The organism is Actinomycetes bacterium, assembly GCA_035506535.1.
In the GTDB taxonomy this organism is placed as follows: domain Bacteria; phylum Actinomycetota; class Actinomycetes; order DATJPE01; family DATJPE01; genus DATJPE01.
On record DATJPE010000072.1, the window covers coordinates 1 to 17556 of the forward strand.

Sequence of the window (17556 nt, forward strand, 5' to 3'; positions counted from 1 at the left end):
ACGGGCTCCTGCTCTGCTGGGCCCACCACGACTGGCTCCACGAACGCGACATCGGGATCACCACGATCGATGGCGGTGGCCTGCGCTTCGACGGCCGCGACGGCCGGCACTACGGGACGACCTACCCGCCTCAGCTCACCCTCTCGGGATGAGCGCTGCCGTGACGCGCCACGTCGGTACGTCCGGCGGCGCCGAGTCAGCCGAGGGCGTCCACCTTGGCCTGCCACGCCGGCATCCAGGTATCGGTGAGCGCCTGCTGCACGGGGGCGGGCAGCACGGCGGCGAACCCGGCCGCGATCGGCGGCGGGGCGCTCTCGAGGACCCACGGAAGGAATCGGCTCGGGGGGTTCTCCTCGGCGGACAGGGCCTGGAACCGCGCGACGTCGTCCAGCGTGAACGCCTGGGGGACGAAGGGGATCACGTCGGCCTCCTCGTGGGCGAGATGCAAGGACACGACCTCTCGCATCCGCACCGCCGCAGCGCGCGCAGGGTCCCGGTCGCCATCGAGGTGCTGGACCTCGGCAGCGAAGTCCTCGACCGATGCGACGACGTCCGCGTGCTCCGCGAGGTTGCGGTCGAGCAGATCGGTCATGTCGCCCAGCCGCTCGCGCATCAGCGGCCAGACCGCGTCGTCCTCGAAGGTGTGGTGGTGGTGGAGCTGGAACAGGAACTCCTCGGCGTAGCCGAGCACGGCGGCGTCCGGCGCCGCGTGCGTGCCGAGCGACCCGACAAGGCGATCCATGTCCCGGCGCACCGCCGCGTGGACGGCGTACTGGACGGCCACTCCCGGATGCAGCGTCGTGGTGCTGGCGGCCCCGGATGGCGGTGCGGCGATGGTCTGGTCGCTCATGGCCGGCTCCTCAAGTAGCGTGGAACCCCATTCTGCGCAGATCTACACTCTAGAATCAATGCCATGGCGACAGCGAAGAAGCGCGCGTACGACGCCACGAAGCGTCTCGAACGCGCCGACGCCGAACGCGACGCGAGCCGCGAGCGGGTCGTGGCGGCGGCGACGGCGCTGTTCCTCGAGCGGGGCTACCAGGCCACCACGGTCGGGGACATCGCGAAGCGGGCCGGTGTCGCGCTGCAGACGGTCTACAACGCGGGCGGGTCCAAGCTCGAGCTGCTGCACCGAGCCGTCGATGTGGCGGTGGCGGGGGACACCCAGGACGTCATGTTCACCGATCGTCCGGAGGTCGCGGCCATCGCCGACGATCCCGACCCGCGCCAGCAGGTCGCGCGCTTGGCCACGCTGATCGCGACCACCATGGAACGCTTGGCGCCGATCTGGCAGGCGTACCGCGAGGCCGCGGCCACCGACGACTCGGCCCGGGACTACATGGTCGCCGCGCACCGGCGGCGGTTCGAGACCTTCGGCGCGCTCATCGCCGGCATGGACCCCCAAGCGCTGCGGCATTCACCGGAGCACAGCACCGACTGCATGTGGTCGATCGGCAGCATCGACGTGTTCTTGCTCTTCCGCGACGTACAGGGGTGGTCGTTCGAGCGATACGCCGAGTGGTTGCGCACGACCCTTGCCGACCTGCTGCTCAGGTAGGGATTCAGAGCGGGCGCATCCAGAACTGGACCTCCGACTCCCTCGTCATGCCCGCGCGTTCGTAGAGCGCGAGCGCGCCGGTCGTGTTGTCGGCGTCGACGTCGAGTCGTACGACGGTGCAACCGGCGGCGGCAAAGTTGCGGAACGAGCGAAGCAGGAGTGCGGTGGCGATGCCTTGATTCCGGGCGCGCCGCAGGGTCGCGAGGCTCATGACGTAGCCAGCATCGGGATTGGCCTCGGCCACCAGCGCTGAGCAGGAGCCCGCGGCGTCACTGGCGATCTCGCTCAGGTCCGGTCGGGCGTACGGCAGCTTCATGAGGTGTTCGATCCGCTCCCGGTCGAGGACCAGGTCGCCGTGGTGGTCGGCGAACGCGGCGAGGACCTCGGTGAGCGCGGGGAGGTCATCGGGCAGCACGACGCTTCGGACCGTGACGCCCTCGGGCAAGCTCACGTCGGGCTCGTCCGCGGCCAACGATCGCTTCATCGTGTACGTCGAGCGCACGTACTCGAAGCCCGACTCCCGCAGGAACGAGAGGAAGGGATCTCCGTCGTAGGCGAGGACCGCCAGCCGAGACCGGACCGGATCCTGCGCGCGGGCGGCGTACGGCCGTGCTGCGCCGATCGCCCAGTCGAGCCAGGCGCGGTTCACCGCGTCGAGATGGGCCGCTGTTAGGTCCAGGGCCACGGCCCGAACGGCAGTGAGCTCGGAGTACGGCGCCTGCGCCATCAGTCCGCCGTAGCCCACCAGCGTGTCGTCGATCTCGAGGCAGGCCAGGTCCTTGTCCGGGTCGAGTCCCGGCATCTCCATGACCACCAGCACGTGTTGCGGGCTGACCCAGGTGGCCGGCACACCCGACCAGTGCTCGATGTGCGCGCGGAACAGGTGGGCGACCGCTTCCGCGTCGCTCGCCTGAAGTGGCCTGACCAGGACTTGGTTCATGGCGCCCCCCGCGGTCGGTGGCCACAGTGTGGCAGTGCAGGTCCGAGTACAGCGAGCGGTTACCACCCGTCGCGCACGCCGAGCCGTTCGAACCGAGCCGCCGACACGGCGGTGGCGGGGGACATGAAGAAGGCATGCTCACTGACCCTCCTGAGCTCCCGGCAGCATCGTCGTGTTGCTGCTGCTCCGAGCTGACCGTCGGCTCGACGACAGTGGACGTTCGACGATCCTCGTGTGGCGGGTCTACGGTCGGGCTGGCAGAGGGCCTGCTCACGGTCAGGAGGCACGCCATGCACGTTCAGGTGATCACCTACCGAATCGACGACGTCAGCGAAGCCGACTTCAACGCGGCCAACCAGGAGTTCGCCGAGGCGATGCGGGAGTTCCCGGGCCTCATCTCGAAGGTCTGGCTGAAGTCGTCCGACGAGCCCGGCGTCTACGGCGGTGTCTACTTCTGGCGCGACAAGGAGTCCTGCGACGCGTTCCTGGCGAGCGAGCTGCTCGGGGCGGCCAAGGCCGACGACTCGATTCGAGACCTGACCTCTCACGACTACTCCGTCAACGAGGTGATGACGAAGATCACTCAGCCGGTCCTGCAGGTGATCTAGCGATCGCTCACAACGCCGCTCGGCGGCGACGTCAGGCGCCGGGCTGGACGAGGCCGGTCTCGTAGGCGAGGACCACCGCTTGGACGCGGTCGCGCAACGACAGCTTCTGCAGGATGCGGTTGACGTGAGACTTCACGGTCGCCTCGCTGAGGAACAGCTGCGCGGCGATCTCGCCGTTGGAGAGCCCTCGCGCGATGAGCACGAGGACCTCGCGCTCGCGGTCGGTCAGGACCGACAGCCGGCCGGACAGCGCATCGGACGGGCTCGGGCGCTGCACGTGCTCGGCGATGAGCCGGCGGGTGATGCTCGGCGCGAGCAGGGTCTCCCCAGCGGCGACGGTCCGTACCGCGTCGACGAGGCGTTCGGGGGGCGCGCTCTTGAGCATGAAGCCGGACGCGCCGTCGCGCAGCGCCTGGTAGACGTACTCGTCCTGGTCATAGGTCGTGAGGATGAGCACCCGGGTACGGCTTCCGGCGGCGGTGAGCTGCTTGGTGGCCTCCAGCCCGTCCACGCCGGGCATCCGGATGTCCATGAGCGTGACGTCGGGGGACAGCTCGCGGACCATGCGCAGCGCCTGCTCGCCGTTCTCGGCCTCCCCGAGGACGTCGAGGTCCGGCGCGGACTCGAGGATCATCCGCAGCCCGCCGCGGATCAGCGCCTGGTCGTCGACGATGAGCACGCTGGTCATGCCGGGACCGGGATCCGAGCCCGGACGGCGTACCCGCCCGCCGCGCCCGGCCCCGCGTCGAGCTCGCCTCCGTAGATGGCGACGCGCTCGCGCATGCCGAGGATGCCCTGCTGGCCGCCGTACCCGTTCGTCGTCGCCGTGCCGTCGTCGGTCACCGCGAGACGTACGTCCCCGGTCCCGTACGCGATCTCCACCGTGGCGCTCGCCTCGCCGGCGTGCTTGCGGGTGTTGGTCAGCGCCTCCTGCACGACCCGGTAGAGGCTCAGCTCGACGCCGGCCGGCAGCTCGCGCGGCTCGCCGGTGACCACCAGCCGCACGGGCAGGCCCGCGGTGCGCGTCTGCTCCAGCAGCGAGTCGAGGTCCTTCAGGCCGGGCTGGGGCGCGAGCCCGACCTCCTCGCCGTTCTCGCGCAGGACGCCGAGCAGCGTGCTCATCTCGGTGAGAGCCGCGCGGCCGGTGTCCTGCACGTTGCGCAGTGCCTTCTCCGCCTGGGCGGGGTCGCGTTTGAGCACCTCGGCCGCCGCCCCGGCCTGGACCACCATGACGCTCACCGTGTGCGCGATGACATCGTGCAGGTCGCGCGCGATCCGGCGCCGCTCGGCTGCGACGGCCGCCTGCGCCTCCTCGTCGCGTCGACGTTCGAGGTCGGCGGCCCTCTCCGCCAGCTGATTCGTCTCGGCGACGCGGGAGCGCATCGCGAGGCCGACCAGCCAGGGCGTGCCGATGATGATGAGCCCGAAGAGCAGGTCCGAGGAGTCCTTGGCGAGCGTCGTGGCGAAGATGCCGAGACCCAGCACGAGGCCCGCGATCGCCTGTCGAATCGAGGATTCGCGCGCGACGCTGTATTGGCTCAGTAGGACCCAGGCCATCGGCGTGACGGGCTGGGACAGCGGGACGCCGGCCCAGGTGTCGATGGCCAACGCGCCGAAGCAGACCACGACGACCAGCAGGGGCCAGCGCCGCCGGAAGGCGAGGGACGCTCCGGCGAGGGTGGCCATGGTCAGCGCCACGCCGCGCGGCTGGATGTCCTCGGCGATGAACTCCACCCACCCCGCGACGACGACCACGACGGCGATGGCGACGTCGAGCCGAGAGCCGAGGTGGCGCGACACGCGGCACACAGTAACCGCCGCTCGTGGTCGCGACGTCCTCCCGCGGGTGGGGGGCCACCCACCCCAGGGTGGACGGTGCGGCACCCGACTTTCCAGCCGCGGCAGGGGGTGATCACCCCGCCAGGTCGATGACCGCGGGTACGTCCTGCCGGGAGCGTTGCGTCTCACCGCACGACACCGCCGTCCAGACAGGAACCGCCATGAAGCTGCTCTCGCACCGAACGCTCGGCGCCGTCATCGCGCTGGGGCTGATCGCCTTCGTCTCCTCGGGTCTGCTGAGGAACGCGACCCACGGCGTGGGCGCGGTCCTCGGCGACATCGCCTGGTTCACCTTCCTCATCTGCGTCCTCGCCACTCTCGCGCTCTCCGTGGCGCTCATCGCCGCCGCTGGCCTGCGCCGGCGGCGTACCGCCGCCTGAGACCCCAACCCGACTCTTCGCAAAGGACCTCGTCATGACCATCTCCCGTCCCCGCACTCTCGCCGTCCTGGCCGCCGCGTCCGTCGCCGTCGTGGGCGCCGGCCTCGCTGTCCCGGCGTACGCGAGCTCGCACGCGACCCACACCCGCGTCGTCCACGGCCATCTCGTCGAGTCGTCGGACTTCGGCTGGAGCACCGGGTACGTCTCGATCGACCGCGACTACACCGCCAAGAAGGTGCAGTTCGCCTCGGACATCACGACGTGCCGTGCGCACAGCAGCACGGCGACCCGCGCCCGCTGCGACGTCGCGCTCGGGCTGCGCGGCGGGCTGATCACCCTCACCTTCGAGGCGGTCCAGGGCGCGAGTACCGAGCACGGCACCGTCACCGGCGGTACCGGCGAGTACCGCCACGCGCGGGGCAGCGTCACGATCGTGGAAGGCACCAACGGCTCCGGCCCAAGCACGGCCGACTGGACCCTGCACGTCACCTACTGATCCCGGCGGCACCTGAGCCCCCGGCCCGGCTCGACGTGGGCCGGGGGTTCAGTCGGGGCGGGGGAAGCGGGCGTAGACCTCCGCCGCCGCGGCGCCGAACCCGCCGGGCTGGCCGACCGCCTCGAAGCAGCGGCCGATCTCGTCGAGCTCGAAGCTCCACCGCCAGCCGCGATCCGCGGCCACCTCCATCGCCCCCTCGCTGCGGGCGAGCAGGCCCGGCTGGCTCCTCGCCCACTCCTCGAGCAGGTCGGCCTCGACGCCGAGGTCACGTGCAGCCTGCCGGATGGCGACCAGCAGCGCCGCCGTCCCCTTGGTCCACGCCGCGTACGCCATCTTGAGCGCCTTGGCCGCCGAGTCGGATGACGTGAGGACCCGTACGTCGAAGCGCGGGTTGCCCAGCCCGCTGGCCGCGCGTTCGGCGTGGGGGCCGGACAGGTACAGCCGCGTCTTTCCCGTCTCGACCGGGGGCGGTCCGACGACCGCGCCGGCGACGTACGTCGGGCGTGGCTGGAGCGTCTCCGCCATGTGGGTCGAGCTCCGGAGCGCCTGCTCGATGTGAGTCGACCTGTCGGGGCTGACCGCGTTCGCGTCGACGTACACGCCGGCGTAGCCCACGAAGGCGTGTGCGACGGACACCGCGTCGGCCGGCGGGCAGAGCGACACGATGAGGTCGCACGCGTCGGCGAGGCGTTCGACGGTGCCCAGGTCGACCAGGCCGGCGGCTTCGGCGCGGCGAGCGGTCGCCGCGCTGCGCCCTCGGGATGCCCACGCCACGTCGTGGCCGCCGTCGCGAAGCGCCGCGCCGACGGCCGAGCCCATCGAGCCGGGATGCACGATTCCGATCACGAGCCGACTCTGCCCCACCCACTCGAGCCCGGGCGAGCGCTCTCCCTCGACCGCCCGCTCTCCCTCGCTTCCCCCTCTGTGTCGCGCGCCCACAGTGGCCCCGGATGCGACCGGCTGTGACTGAGCGGACACGGCCTGGCGTCGGCCAGCGCGACGACGCGACCCCTGTTACCGATCGGCGCCGGAGAGGCGTACATCACGTCGGCGCGCCGGAGTCGCTGGTGGCCCGGCGACGCTGAAGACTGCTAGAAAGGAATCAATGGTGGGTCCAGGAGGTGGGCAGGGCGCATCGCCTGTCTCACCGGGTCCGGCCCTGATGCTGAGGTGGATCTTCCAGTTCAGCGACCTCTGCCCATGGCCCAGATGCATGTCGAGGAGCGTTGCCCGATGAAGCGCGGTCTGATCGCGAGTGTGGTGGCGTTGCTGAGCGCTGTCGCCGCTGTGGCTCTGTTCGCGGGCCCGGCCGAAGCGCACACCCCGGCCATGACGACCACCTGTACGTCAGCGACGTTGACGGCCACGAGCTACCCGGCCGGCACCGTCATGGACCTGACCGTCGACGGAACGTTGGTGGCGCACCAGGTTCTCACCAAGCCGTCGTACCACGACGCACCAGCCGTGCTGACCACCACGTTCACGGACACCGGCCACACGGTCACCGGATCGATCACCTCAGGCGGGGTGCCACCGTTCAGCGAGACCGTGCTGACCGAGGACTGCACGTCACCGAGTCCAAGCGTCACCACCTCGGTGTCGCCGTCAACGTCCACCAGCGTGTCAGCGACCTCGTCGTCCAGCGCGAGCGTCTCACCGACCAAGTCGTCGAGCCCGAGCTCGTCATCGAAACCCTCGACGTCGGTCGAAGCAACAGTCATCACGAAGTCGTCCTCCAGCCCGTCCGGGTCGGGCACTCTGCCGCGCACGGGCGGGTCGTCGGGACCCATGATCGCCGGGCTCGTGCTGCTGGCAGCCGGCGGCGCCCTCATCGGTCTGGCCAACCGCCGACGCAGGTCGTCGTAAGCCGAACACGGCCAGATCCCCGACGATCTTGAGAGATGCGGGGCGACACGCCGCCGCGGTCCCTGCATCTCTCAAGATCGCGCGGAGGCCCGACGGCCCGGTGACCTGGCGCACGTGACATCGGCCACGCCGGACATGGCGCCCATGAGGTGAGGCGGGACGAGGGACCCTCCCGACGAAGGAGGGCCCTGCGATGACCACCGTTACCGAGACCTCGCCCGACGTGGTCGATGCGCTGGTCGCAGCCCGTCCATGCAGGGCGTCGGGTCCATGCGCATGAGCACTGTCTACCTCGGCAGCAAGCTCGGGCTCTTCCCGACGCTCGTCGAGCAGGGCCGCTCACCTTCGGCCGAGCCTTGACCGCGCGTCCGCTCGCCGGGGCCGAGCCGGCGCAGCGAACCGGACAACGGAGCCCGGGACGCGGCGGGTCGCGACATCGCGATCGGGCGAGGGCGGGACGCGGCGGGTCGCGACACTCGCGCTCAGGCGAGGGCGGCGGCGAGGTCCTCGGCGCCGGTCACCGTCTCGTGGAACACCTCGAGCAGGCGGTCGGCCCGCGACTGCTCGTACGTGCCCTGCCACGCGTCGCTCCCGCCGGCCGCGCAGTAGGCCGAGACGAGCAGCTCCGCCGAGAGCGCGGCGCAGTCCATGCCCGCGCCGCTCCACGGGTCCTGGTGCAGCCCACTGTCGCCGACCAGCGCCCACCCCGGCCCGGCCGGGCAGCGCAGCCAGTCCGGGGCCGGCGGCGCGCCGTAGAGGCGGCCTGCCGGCTCGGCGTCGGCGTAGCGCTGCCACAGGCCCGCGTGCCGGCGCATCAGCTCGTCGAAGCGGGTACGTGGCTCCCGCCGCATCCGCTCGTACTCCGCCAGGTTCACGCTGACCGCGAGGCAGGTGAGGCCGGCGTCACTCGGGAAGACGTACGCCAGCTCGTCGCCGAGCAGCGAGAACTCCGGGCCGTCCGGGGCGGTGCCGCCCGGTCCGGGGAAGCCGCTCACGTAGCGGTAGTAGAGGGCTCGCCGGCCGGGGAAGCGCTCGCGGTCCTCGGCGCCGACGAGCTGGGCCACCCGCGAACGGCGGCCGTCGGCCCCGACCACGAGGCCGGCCTCCACCGATGTAGCGTCCTCGAGCACCACCCCCGACACGCGCCCGCCGTCGCTGCGGACCAGGTCGACGACGGCGGTCTCGGTCCGTACGTCAGCGCCGTCCCTTCCGGCCGCCGCCAGCAGGACGCCGTCGATCGCCTCGCGACGTACCGACATGTTGAAGCCGAGGTCGCCGGGCTCCTGCGGCGGCTCGAGGGTGGCGTGCGTCGAGCCGTCGGCGTAGGAGTACTCGCGCGTCAGCCGGGGCGCACCCAGCCCTTCGACGTCGGGCAGCCAGCCGAGCCGGTCGAGGACGTCCAGCAGGCCGCCACCCCGGAAGAAGTGCGTCGACAGCGTGGGCGAGGGCAGCTGCGCCCGGTCGACGAGCAGCACGCGCAGGCCGCGCCGCGCGAAGAGGCCCGCGGTCAGCGAACCGGCGATGCGCGCCCCGACGACCACGACGTCGAAGCGCGAGGTCCGGCCCATCCGATGATGATGGCACCGACGTCTCGAGCTCGACGCGCCGCGCTCAGGCCGGCAGCGCCCGCGTTCATTGCGCGCGCTCCCCGCGCGCGCTCCCCCCGCTGAGCCCCTGCTGGCAGCTGCTGGCGACCCTGACCGGCTACGACGCGTCGTACCTCGCTGTCGCCGAAGCCCTCGGCACCACCGTGCTCACCGCGGACACATGGCTGGCCCGAGCACCCGGGATCCGTTGCCCCGCCAAGGTCCTCTCCGCGTGAGGCGCGGCACTGGTCAGTCGCCGCCGCAGGGATGCAGCTCGCCGGCCGTGCACCAGAGCCAGTCGGTCACGCCCCCTGAATCGACGACGATGGCTCGGCAGTCGGGGACGACCTGGATGTTCGCATATGGCGCCGCGGCTGCGCGCAGGCACTCGGGGTGATGGTGGCGCCAGACGACGAGCCCGCCGTCGACGTACAGCGCGACCGCGGTTGCCTCGACGGCGAGGATCTCGGCCGCGCGTCGCGGGGCGTCTCGGTAGCGCGTCCACGTGATCCAGTGGACGTTGTGGCCCTGGCGATACGACCGGCAGGTGCCGGCGCCGTACAGCGGCAAGGTGGCCTCGATCTCGGCCTGGCACATGCGTCTGCTCCCACCTGACAGATCCCGCGGGATCGCCCTCGCTGGCATCGTCGCACGCAGCGACGAGCTGGCTCCAGACAGGGCAAGTCCCGGAATCCGCCTGCACCGAGGTCCCGGAACTGCTCAATCCGTGTGAAGGAGGGCGGGCGTTCGGCGCGCCGGTGAGGTGCAACGCGGGGTCGCGAGGACGTACACTTGGGGCAGCCAGGTGATCGCCTCTCCCGGCGTGCCGACTGCCCGAAGGGCAGGCTCTGCGGCACTGTCGGAAGAGCCCGCGGACGCCACTGGCAGGCAAGGGCAGACAGTTCGCCGACCAATGGGGCGTGAGTGCCACCGAGAACACGCCGACGCGGCACCGGCCGCGCCGGTCTCCAGCCGGTCCAGCCCGATCGGGCTCCCCGGCGATCGGCCGCGCCGCGGCGCGACCAGCAGGGGCCGGTCCCGGTCCTCGCCGACGCGGCGCGCCGCGTCGCCACCGCCGTCGAGAACGGCCGCGTCACGGCGACCACGCCCGCCACCTTCCAGGCCATCGCGCTGCTCGCCCGCGAGCTGCGGGTGAAGGCGAAGGCGGACACCGACGAGAAGCGACGGACCAACGAGCTGCGTCGCCTCGACGGCCTGGGCGAGGTCCTCGTCCGTACGGCGGCCCGCAACGCCTCCCTCATCCGCCTGCTCGCCGACGACGCGCCACTCCTCCCCGGCACCAACGCCTCGATGCGCGAGCTTCGGGAGCGGGCGGGCATGACCCAGCCCGCGGCACCGGTCGTCCCGGCAGCCGAGGGCGCCGACGGGCGGGCCGTGCGCGAGGAGCGGCAGGTCGTGCCGCAGTCGGTCATCGCCCGCCAGCTCTCGAACCCGTTCCTCGCCCCGGACTTCTCCGCGGCGCCGGCCCCGGCGACGGCTCGTCCGGTCCGGCTGCTCGCCGACTGGGAGCTGATCGAGCCGCTGCTCCGGTCCTTCGAGGAGGCGAGCCCCGGCAGCTCGTCGTGCATGCCGCTGCCCCCACCCTCCGGCGGGCACATCGCGGCCGGCCGGGACCTCATGCCGCACCAGGCGCAGGTGGTCGCGGCAGCGCGTACCGGCCACCGCAGCTTCCTGCTCGCCGACGAGCCTGGCCTCGGCAAGACCGCCCAGGCGCTGCTCGCGGCGAGCGCCGCCGACGCCTACCCGCTGCTCGTCGTCGTCCCGAACGTGGTCAAGACGAGCTGGGCGCGCGAGGCGGCGATGTGGACGCCGAGCCATCCGGCGACCGTCGTGCACAGCGATGGCGACACGATCGACGCGTTCAGCGACATCGTCATCGTCAACTACGACATCCTCAACCGCCACGTCGGCTGGCTCGGCACGTTCGGCTTCCGCGGGATGGTCGTCGACGAGGCCCACTTCATCAAGAACAAGTCCTCGCAGCGCTCGCGCAACGTGCTCGAGCTCTCCCGCCGCGTCCGGCAGCGGACCATGCGGCCCTTGCTCATGGCACTGACCGGCACGCCCCTGATCAACGACATCGAGGACTTCCTGGCCATCTGGGAGTTCCTCGGCTGGATCGAGCAGGACCGACCGTCCCCGCAGCTGCTGCAGGCGCTCGAGCGCAACGGCTACACCCCGATCGACCGCGGCTTCTATCCGGCCGCGCGCCAGACGGTCATCGACCTCGGGATCGTGCGCCGCCGCAAGGAGGAGGTCGCCAAGGACATCCCCGAGCGGCGCATCGCCGACGTACCGGTGGAGCTCACTGGCGCCAACGCGAAGTCGATCCGCGACGCCGAGCGCCGGCTCGTCCAGCGGCTGGTGAAGCGCTACGACAGTGCCCTCGCGGTACGCCGCGAGCGTGGCGACGACCTCCCCGTCGACGGCATCGACCACGAGCTGGTCCGGCAGGTCGCGGCCCGGGAGATCCGCGACGCCGACGAGGCGGGCACCGGCGAGAACGTCTTCAGCATGATGCGCCGCATCGGCACCGCGAAGGCCGAGCTCGCCGCCGACTTCACCGCCCAGCTGTCCCACAACGCCGGCAAGGTCGTCTTCTTCGCGAAGCACATCGACGTCATGGACACCGCGGAGGCGGCCTTCGCCAAGCGGGGCATCTCCTGTACGTCGATCCGCGGCGACCAGACGACACGCGTACGGCAGCGCAACATCGACGCGTTCGTCAACGACCCGGACGTCGCCGTCATCGTCTGCTCCCTCACCGCGGCCGGTGTCGGGATCAACCTGCAGGTCGCCTCCAACGTGGTGCTCGCGGAGCTCTCGTGGACGGCCGCCGAGCAGGCCCAGGCGATCGACCGCGTCCACCGGATCGGGCAGGGCCGGCCGGTGACCGCGTGGCGCATCCTGGCCGCGCAGACCGTGGACTCCCGGGTAGCCGAGCTCATCGACGCGAAGGCCGGCCTCGCCGCGCGGGCCCTGGACGGCGTGGCGGTCGAGGCCGCCGAGGTCGACGTCCAGCTCGAGACGCTGGTCACGCTCCTGACCAACGCGCTGGCCGACCGGCTCGCGTCGGGCTGACCCACGACGATCTTGAGAGATCCGGGCCGACACGCCGTCGGGGGCCCTGGATCTCTCAAGATCACGGGGATCGGGCGGCGCCGGGCCGCGCGGTCACTGGAGTGCGCGGTTACTGGAGTGCGAGGTCGGTCCGGACAGTGCCAGGTCGGTCAGGGCAGCGTGAGGTCGGTCCGCTCAGCGAGGTCCATGAGTTCCTGCGACGGCTCCGAGAGGTACGCCAGTCCCTGGCTCAGACCTCGGAGCAGCCGTTCGGCGTTCTCCGGCGAGATCGACGAACGGGACGCGCCGTCCGGGTCGTCACGCCAGAACAGCGACCCGGTGGGGTGCGCGAGGGCGCTGAGGACGCGGTAGTCCTCGGCGTACGCCGGCCCGAACGCGACCTCGCCGCGGCGCAGCAGCTTGGCGACCGGTTGGGCCGCGGGACGGCGTACGTCGCCGATGTCACCGGACACCCCGACGAGGGCCTCGCTCGTGACCCGGTCGAGGCGACGGAGGTTGACCTGCTTGGCGGCCAGGGCCGAGCCGACCTGGTGGGCGACCCAGGACGCCTGGGCGGCGAGCTCGAGCAGCGCGCGTACGCACAGGCCCGCGGAGAACACGCGGTCGGCATCGATGCCGCGCACGGCGCCTGCGGCGACGTCGACGCCGCGCTCGAGGTTGAGCACCGTGTAGACGACCAGGCGTGCCGACAGCGAGTCGCCACGCGCTGTCAGGGGGATCGCGGCGGGCAGCCGGGTCGCGCGCCACTCGTCGGCGAGCGCCGCGCAGCGCACGACCGAGTCCTCGGCGTCGTCGATGGCCGAGGAGAGGTCGGGCCAGCGCTCGCGAGCGTGGGGGAGCAGCGAGCGCCGCGGCTCCGCGGGCCTGGCCATGCCGTCGGTTCTACCAGGTCCGAGCTCCCGTGCGGCGGGGGCGCGGCTCAGGCGGGGACCTCGACGGCGGTCGCGGGTGCGGTCGGGTGCAGGAAGAGCAGGTACGTCGTCACCGGCAGTCCCGTGGCCCCGCTCAGGGCGCGTCGATAGGCGTGCAGCTGCGGGGCGTAGTACGTCACTCGCGAGGCGATGCCCCCCGCCGGGACGGCGTCGGTCTTGTAGTCCACGACGACCAGCCGGCCGTCCTCGCGGTACACCAGGTCGATGAAGCCCTCCAGCAGCGTCCCGTCGTCGCCGGGGACCCCGACGTACGTCTCGCGCCAGTGCTCGCCCTCGGCGGCGGCGCGTACCAGGTCCGACGCCAGGGCCGACTCGACCAGCGAGCGCACGAGGTCCTGCTGGCCCAGCACGCCCTCGGCGAGGCACTGGGCGGCGACGGCCTCCTCGAGGCCGGCGCGGCTGGCGAGGTCGACGACCTGGAGAACGCCGTGCACGGCTCGGCCCACGGCCGAGCCGTAGCGCCCCTTCGACCACGGCGGCAGCTGCAGGTCGCGCGCGCCCTTGGCTCGCCCGGCGGCCACGTCCGTCGACGCCGCCTCGTCGGGGGCGCCTGCTGAGCCGGCCGCAGACGCGGCGCGCCCGGCCGCGACCTGCTCGGCGAGCACCACCTCGGGCTCGGTGCCCTCCAGGCCGCTGGCACTCACCACGGGCACGAAGCGGGTGCGCTCGCGGACCGCGGTCAGCTCGGCGAGCCAGGCGGCCCACTCCGGCGGCGGCTGCGGTGTCGGCTCGACCGTCGCACCCGGCGCGGTGGCCGCCGGTCGCAGGTGATGGGCGCCCGCCCCGTCCGCGCCGGCTTCGGCGAGCAGGGCGGCGGCCGTCCCGGCGGCGGATCCGGCCTTGCGGTGCAACGAGACGACGAGGTGGTCACGCGCACGGGTCGCGGCGACGTACAGCAGCCGGTAGAGCTCGAACTGGCTCATCGCCTCGTCGACCGGCGCCGCCTCGGCGAAGGTCTCGGTCTCCACGCCCTTGCCCAGCGACACGTCGTAGCCGTCGTCGTTCCACAGGATGCGCACGCCGTGGGCCCGGCGCGGCTGCGAGGTGAGCCCGGACAGCACGACGACCGGGAACTCCAGGCCCTTCGCGGCGTGCACGGTCATGATGCGCACGGCGTCGGCGTCCGTCTCTGGCAGCACCGCCTCGGCGACCCGCGCGGTGTCCTGCCCCTGGCGCAGGGCCCAGGCGAGGTACGCCCGCAGGCCCCCGTGCGCGTACTCCGACCACGCCCGCGCCTGGTCGACCACGAACCGCAGCCGCCGCCACGAGTCGCGGTAGCGCCGCCGCCCGGCCGCCACCTCGAGCATCCGGCGGTCGAGCACGATCCGGCCCAGCAGCTCACTCGGCGTCAGCCAGCGGGCGTCGCGCTCGAGCCGGCGCAGGTAGCCCAGCGCCGACCCGACCGGACCGTCGGCGAGCGGGTGCCCCTCCTCCAACCGGGAGTGGATGACGAAGCCACCGCCGGCCTGCTTCCAGCGCCACAGGTCGTCGTCGCCGCAGCCGAACACCGACGAGCGCAGCGCCTGGACGAGCGCGAGGGAGTCGGAGGTGTCCGCCACGGCGCGCGCGCACGCGAGAAGGCTGCGCACCTCCTCGGCGGCGTACACCAGCGAGCTCGCCTCGGTCCGATAGGGCACTCCCGCCTCGGTGAGCGCGTCCTCGAGGGTGTCGAGGGAGGTACGTGCGGGGATGAGCACGACGACGTCTCCGAGCCGTGCCGGGCGCCACTGCCCGGTCCGGCTGTCCTGCACGGGCCAGCCCTCGGTGACGACCTGGCGGACCGCCGCTGCGGCGTCGGCGGCCTCCCGTCGGCGCAGCTGCGCGGCCGCCGCCCGCGGCAGGTCCTCGTGCGGCGTCGCTCCCAGCACGCTGACGCTGGGGCGGCCGTCGATCCCGGGCCGGAAGGGGGTCAGCCGCTCGTACGCCGGCTGCGCGGCGGCCTCGGGCCGGATCAGCTGCTCGAACACGACGTTGACCCAGTCGAGGACCGGCGCGACGGTGCGGAAGTTCGTGGTGAGGCTCACCGTGTCGCCGATGTGCTGCTCGGCGTCGAGGTACGTCGCGATCGACGCGCGCCGGAACCGGTAGATCGACTGCTTCGGGTCGCCGACGACGAACAGCCGTCCCGGGGGGACCTCCACGTCCTGCCAGCGGACCTGCGTCGCGGGCGCGCCGGCGGCGATGCGCACCGCGAGCTCGATCTGGATCGGGTCGGTGTCCTGGAACTCGTCGAGCAGGATCCGTTGGTAGCGCTCGTGAATCGCCTGGCGCACGTCAGCGTGACGGCGCAGGAGGTCGCGGGCGAGGACGAGCAGGTCGTGGAAGACGAGCGACCCCTCGGCGCGCCGGCGCCGCGCCGCGTCGAGGACCTGACCGGCCACCCAGGTCGTGACCTGTCGCACGCACTGGTCCTGCACCTCGCCGAGGACGCCCGCGGCGTCCGTCACGAGCTCGAGCGCGGCGCTGCGGACGGACTCGATGTCACCGCCCCAGTTCCCCTTGCGCCCTTGCGCGAACGTCAGCTCCGCGATGCCCGTCAACAGCTTCAGGCGGGTGTCGACGTCGTCGGCCTGCTCGATGTCGGCGACCAGCTCGGCCAGCTCGTCGAGCTTGGCCAGCAGGAGGTCGCCGTCGTAGGAGCAACGACCACGCAGGCCGAGCACGGTGTGCGCCCGCGTGAGGAAGCCGGTGAGGTCCGGCGGGGCGTACGGCGGCGCGGGCCGCGCGAGCACCCGGTCCTCGATGAGGTCCCAGTCGTTGGTGAGCAGCTGCGCGAGGGTGCGGGCATGGTCGACCTTCATGCCGACCGCGAGTCCGGTCAGCAGCGGCTCGGCGATGGTGTCGTCGTCGAGCAGGGCGACGCGAAGCGCGTCCCAGCTCTCGTCGAAGGCCACCGACGAGCCGACCTCGTCGAGCACCTCGATGCGCGGCGGGAGGCCGGCCTCGATCGGGTGCTCCATGAGGATGCGCTGCGCGAAGGCGTGCAGCGTGCCGATCGCGGCGCCGTCGAGGTCGTTGAGCGCGTCCTCGGCCCGCTCCTGCAGCTCGCCGGCCTCATCCCGGTAGGCGGCCTCGAAGCGCTCCCGCAGCCGGTCCCGCAGCTCGGCACCGGCCCGCTCGGTGAAGGTCACGGCGGCGATGTGACGCATCGCGACGCCATCGGCCAGGACGAGCGTCACGACCCGGTCGACGAGGGCGGCGGTCTTGCCGGAACCCGCGCCCGCATTGACGAACAACGTCGAGGCGGTGTCGGTGTGGATCCGCTCCCTTGCGGCGGCGTCCGCCAGCGCCTCGCTCACGGCTGCGCCTCGGCGAGGGCGTCCCCGGCCTGCTCGTGGGCGGGTTCCACGAGCCCGACGTAGGTCGCCAGTGCCGGGTCGTCGCGCTTGGCCTCCCACTCCCGACGGCGCTCGGTGTAGCCCACCCCGTCGGGGTTGCAGTAGGGGCAGCGCACGTACCCGTAGTCGGCGTCTTCGGGCGCGCGCGCCGGGAACACCCCCGCGGCGATCGAGCGGGCGAGGACAGCCAGGACGGAGCCGTACGCCTGCTCGAGGTCCGGCGTGAGGTCGACGCTGATCCGGCCGCGGTCGCGGCGGACGAACCAGTAAGCGGCGCGCACCGGCGACGTCGGCGACCCGTAGCGGTCACGGGCGGCGAGCGCGTAGACCGGCAGCTGCAGCTTCGTCCCGCCGACGAGTGGGTCGGCGCTGCCGATGTCGGCGAAGGCGCTCCGGCTGCCGGTCTTGATGTCGGTGACGTAGACCATCCCGTCGGCGCCGAGGTCCACCTTGTCGGCACTGCCCCGCATGAGGATCCGCCCCTCGGCGGTCGCGACCGAGACCGGCGCCTGGCCGTCGCGGCCGAAGGGCATCTCGCTGGCCACGACCCTCGCGCCGGTGTCGGCGCGCCACGCGTCGTCGTCGTCGAGCATGTGCTCGAGGTCGGCCAGGATCGACTGGCGGGCCCGCTGCCACAGCCGCTCATGGCCGGTACGCCCGGCCCGCTCGTACGCCGCCGCCTTCTCGCGGGCGAGCTCGCGCATCCGGGCGCGCTGCTCGGCGCTCCACGGCTCGCCCGGACCGGGCAGCGCCTCCTCGAAGGACTTCACCAGCTCGTCGAAGACCTCGTGCACGAACGTGCCGGTGTCCGCCGGGCTGATCTCGTAGATGTCCTCCGGCGCCTCGACCGGCTTCACGCCGAGCAGGCGCTCGAGGAAGTACGCGTGCGGGCACTTCGCATACGTCTCCAG

Annotated in this window: 16 protein-coding genes; 5 read left to right on the forward strand and 11 right to left on the reverse strand. The window is 72.3% G+C overall.

All coding sequences use genetic code 11. From position 1 onward, the window contains the following. Window positions 1-196: 196 nt before the first annotated feature. A complete protein-coding gene (locus VMI11_11320) occupies window positions 197-850 on the reverse strand; it encodes a hemerythrin domain-containing protein (protein ID HTY72998.1) in 654 nt (217 codons plus the stop codon). Window positions 851-913: 63 nt separating this feature from the next. Here VMI11_11320 and VMI11_11325 point away from each other — a divergent pair, with 63 nt between their 5' ends. After that, complete coding sequence (locus VMI11_11325; GenBank protein ID HTY72999.1) at window positions 914-1558, forward strand: TetR/AcrR family transcriptional regulator; 645 nt, start codon at window positions 914-916, stop codon at window positions 1556-1558. A gap of 4 nt (window positions 1559-1562) precedes the next feature. Here VMI11_11325 and VMI11_11330 read toward each other — a convergent pair whose 3' ends face one another. Continuing rightward, complete coding sequence (locus tag VMI11_11330) at window positions 1563-2498, reverse strand: GNAT family N-acetyltransferase (GenBank protein ID HTY73000.1); 936 nt, start codon at window positions 2496-2498, stop codon at window positions 1563-1565. A 290-nt stretch (window positions 2499-2788) separates the two neighbouring features. Between VMI11_11330 and VMI11_11335 the strand changes: the two genes are divergently transcribed. After that, on the forward strand, window positions 2789-3106 hold the full coding sequence (locus VMI11_11335) for a YdhR family protein (GenBank protein ID HTY73001.1): 318 nt from the start codon (window positions 2789-2791) through the stop codon (window positions 3104-3106). 31 nt (window positions 3107-3137) lie between these two features. Here the strand turns inward: VMI11_11335 and VMI11_11340 are convergent, their stop codons facing one another. Both VMI11_11340 and VMI11_11345 read right to left on the reverse strand, forming a co-directional pair. Next, entirely contained in the window at window positions 3138-3794 is a 657-nt protein-coding gene (locus VMI11_11340; GenBank protein HTY73002.1) for a response regulator transcription factor, read from the reverse strand. Next, window positions 3791-4906 (reverse strand): histidine kinase, encoded by a 1116-nt coding sequence (locus tag VMI11_11345; GenBank protein ID HTY73003.1) that lies wholly within the window; start codon window positions 4904-4906, stop codon window positions 3791-3793. The genes VMI11_11340 and VMI11_11345 overlap by 4 nt, the downstream gene beginning before the upstream one ends. A 200-nt stretch (window positions 4907-5106) precedes the next feature. On the opposite strand from VMI11_11345, the gene VMI11_11350 reads away from it, so the two are divergent. Together VMI11_11350 and VMI11_11355 are read left to right on the forward strand one after the other, a co-directional pair. Next, window positions 5107-5325, forward strand: coding sequence for a hypothetical protein (locus VMI11_11350; protein HTY73004.1), 219 nt, complete (start codon window positions 5107-5109; stop codon window positions 5323-5325). Window positions 5326-5359: 34 nt separating this feature from the next. Beyond that, on the forward strand, window positions 5360-5821 hold the full coding sequence (locus VMI11_11355) for a hypothetical protein (protein HTY73005.1): 462 nt from the start codon (window positions 5360-5362) through the stop codon (window positions 5819-5821). A 48-nt stretch (window positions 5822-5869) separates the two neighbouring features. Here the strand turns inward: VMI11_11355 and VMI11_11360 are convergent, their stop codons facing one another. The 4 genes from VMI11_11360 to VMI11_11375 all read right to left on the reverse strand — a co-directional run bounded on the left by VMI11_11360 (window position 5870) and on the right by VMI11_11375 (window position 9870). Next, a complete protein-coding gene (locus VMI11_11360; GenBank protein ID HTY73006.1) occupies window positions 5870-6667 on the reverse strand; it encodes a DUF1932 domain-containing protein in 798 nt (265 codons plus the stop codon). Window positions 6668-7191: 524 nt separating this feature from the next. Next, window positions 7192-7590 (reverse strand): hypothetical protein, encoded by a 399-nt coding sequence (locus tag VMI11_11365; protein HTY73007.1) that lies wholly within the window; start codon window positions 7588-7590, stop codon window positions 7192-7194. 579 nt (window positions 7591-8169) lie between these two features. Next, window positions 8170-9255 carry an NAD(P)/FAD-dependent oxidoreductase gene (locus VMI11_11370; protein HTY73008.1) on the reverse strand — a complete coding sequence of 362 codons (1086 nt, stop codon included), beginning with the start codon at window positions 9253-9255 and terminating at the stop codon, window positions 8170-8172. 267 nt (window positions 9256-9522) lie between these two features. Then, window positions 9523-9870, reverse strand: coding sequence for a hypothetical protein (locus VMI11_11375; GenBank protein ID HTY73009.1), 348 nt, complete (start codon window positions 9868-9870; stop codon window positions 9523-9525). A gap of 327 nt (window positions 9871-10197) precedes the next feature. Here VMI11_11375 and VMI11_11380 point away from each other — a divergent pair, with 327 nt between their 5' ends. Beyond that, window positions 10198-12375, forward strand: a complete 2178-nt coding sequence (locus tag VMI11_11380; protein HTY73010.1) for a DEAD/DEAH box helicase — start codon at window positions 10198-10200, stop codon at window positions 12373-12375. A 149-nt stretch (window positions 12376-12524) separates the two neighbouring features. On the opposite strand, the gene VMI11_11385 is transcribed toward VMI11_11380, so the two are convergent. The 3 genes from VMI11_11385 to VMI11_11395 all read right to left on the reverse strand — a co-directional run. Beyond that, window positions 12525-13247, reverse strand: coding sequence for a hypothetical protein (locus tag VMI11_11385; protein HTY73011.1), 723 nt, complete (start codon window positions 13245-13247; stop codon window positions 12525-12527). Between the two features lie 47 nt (window positions 13248-13294). Then, window positions 13295-16606 carry a UvrD-helicase domain-containing protein gene (locus VMI11_11390; GenBank protein HTY73012.1) on the reverse strand — a complete coding sequence of 1104 codons (3312 nt, stop codon included), beginning with the start codon at window positions 16604-16606 and terminating at the stop codon, window positions 13295-13297. Next, the coding region (locus VMI11_11395; protein HTY73013.1) for a PD-(D/E)XK nuclease family protein at window positions 16603-17556 on the reverse strand (954 nt) is incomplete at its 5' end. The genes VMI11_11390 and VMI11_11395, both read right to left, overlap by 4 nt.

Coding starts and splice junctions, on each gene's coding strand:
- VMI11_11320 (HTY72998.1), bottom strand. CDS start 850: ATGAGCGACCAGACCATCGCCGCACCGCCATCCGGGGCCGCCAGCACC.
- VMI11_11325 (HTY72999.1), top strand. CDS start 914: ATGGCGACAGCGAAGAAGCGCGCGTACGACGCCACGAAGCGTCTCGAA.
- VMI11_11330 (HTY73000.1), bottom strand. CDS start 2,498: ATGAACCAAGTCCTGGTCAGGCCACTTCAGGCGAGCGACGCGGAAGCG.
- VMI11_11335 (HTY73001.1), top strand. CDS start 2,789: ATGCACGTTCAGGTGATCACCTACCGAATCGACGACGTCAGCGAAGCC.
- VMI11_11340 (HTY73002.1), bottom strand. CDS start 3,794: ATGACCAGCGTGCTCATCGTCGACGACCAGGCGCTGATCCGCGGCGGG.
- VMI11_11350 (HTY73004.1), top strand. CDS start 5,107: ATGAAGCTGCTCTCGCACCGAACGCTCGGCGCCGTCATCGCGCTGGGG.
- VMI11_11355 (HTY73005.1), top strand. CDS start 5,360: ATGACCATCTCCCGTCCCCGCACTCTCGCCGTCCTGGCCGCCGCGTCC.
- VMI11_11370 (HTY73008.1), bottom strand. CDS start 9,255: ATGGGCCGGACCTCGCGCTTCGACGTCGTGGTCGTCGGGGCGCGCATC.
- VMI11_11375 (HTY73009.1), bottom strand. CDS start 9,870: ATGTGCCAGGCCGAGATCGAGGCCACCTTGCCGCTGTACGGCGCCGGC.
- VMI11_11385 (HTY73011.1), bottom strand. CDS start 13,247: ATGGCCAGGCCCGCGGAGCCGCGGCGCTCGCTGCTCCCCCACGCTCGC.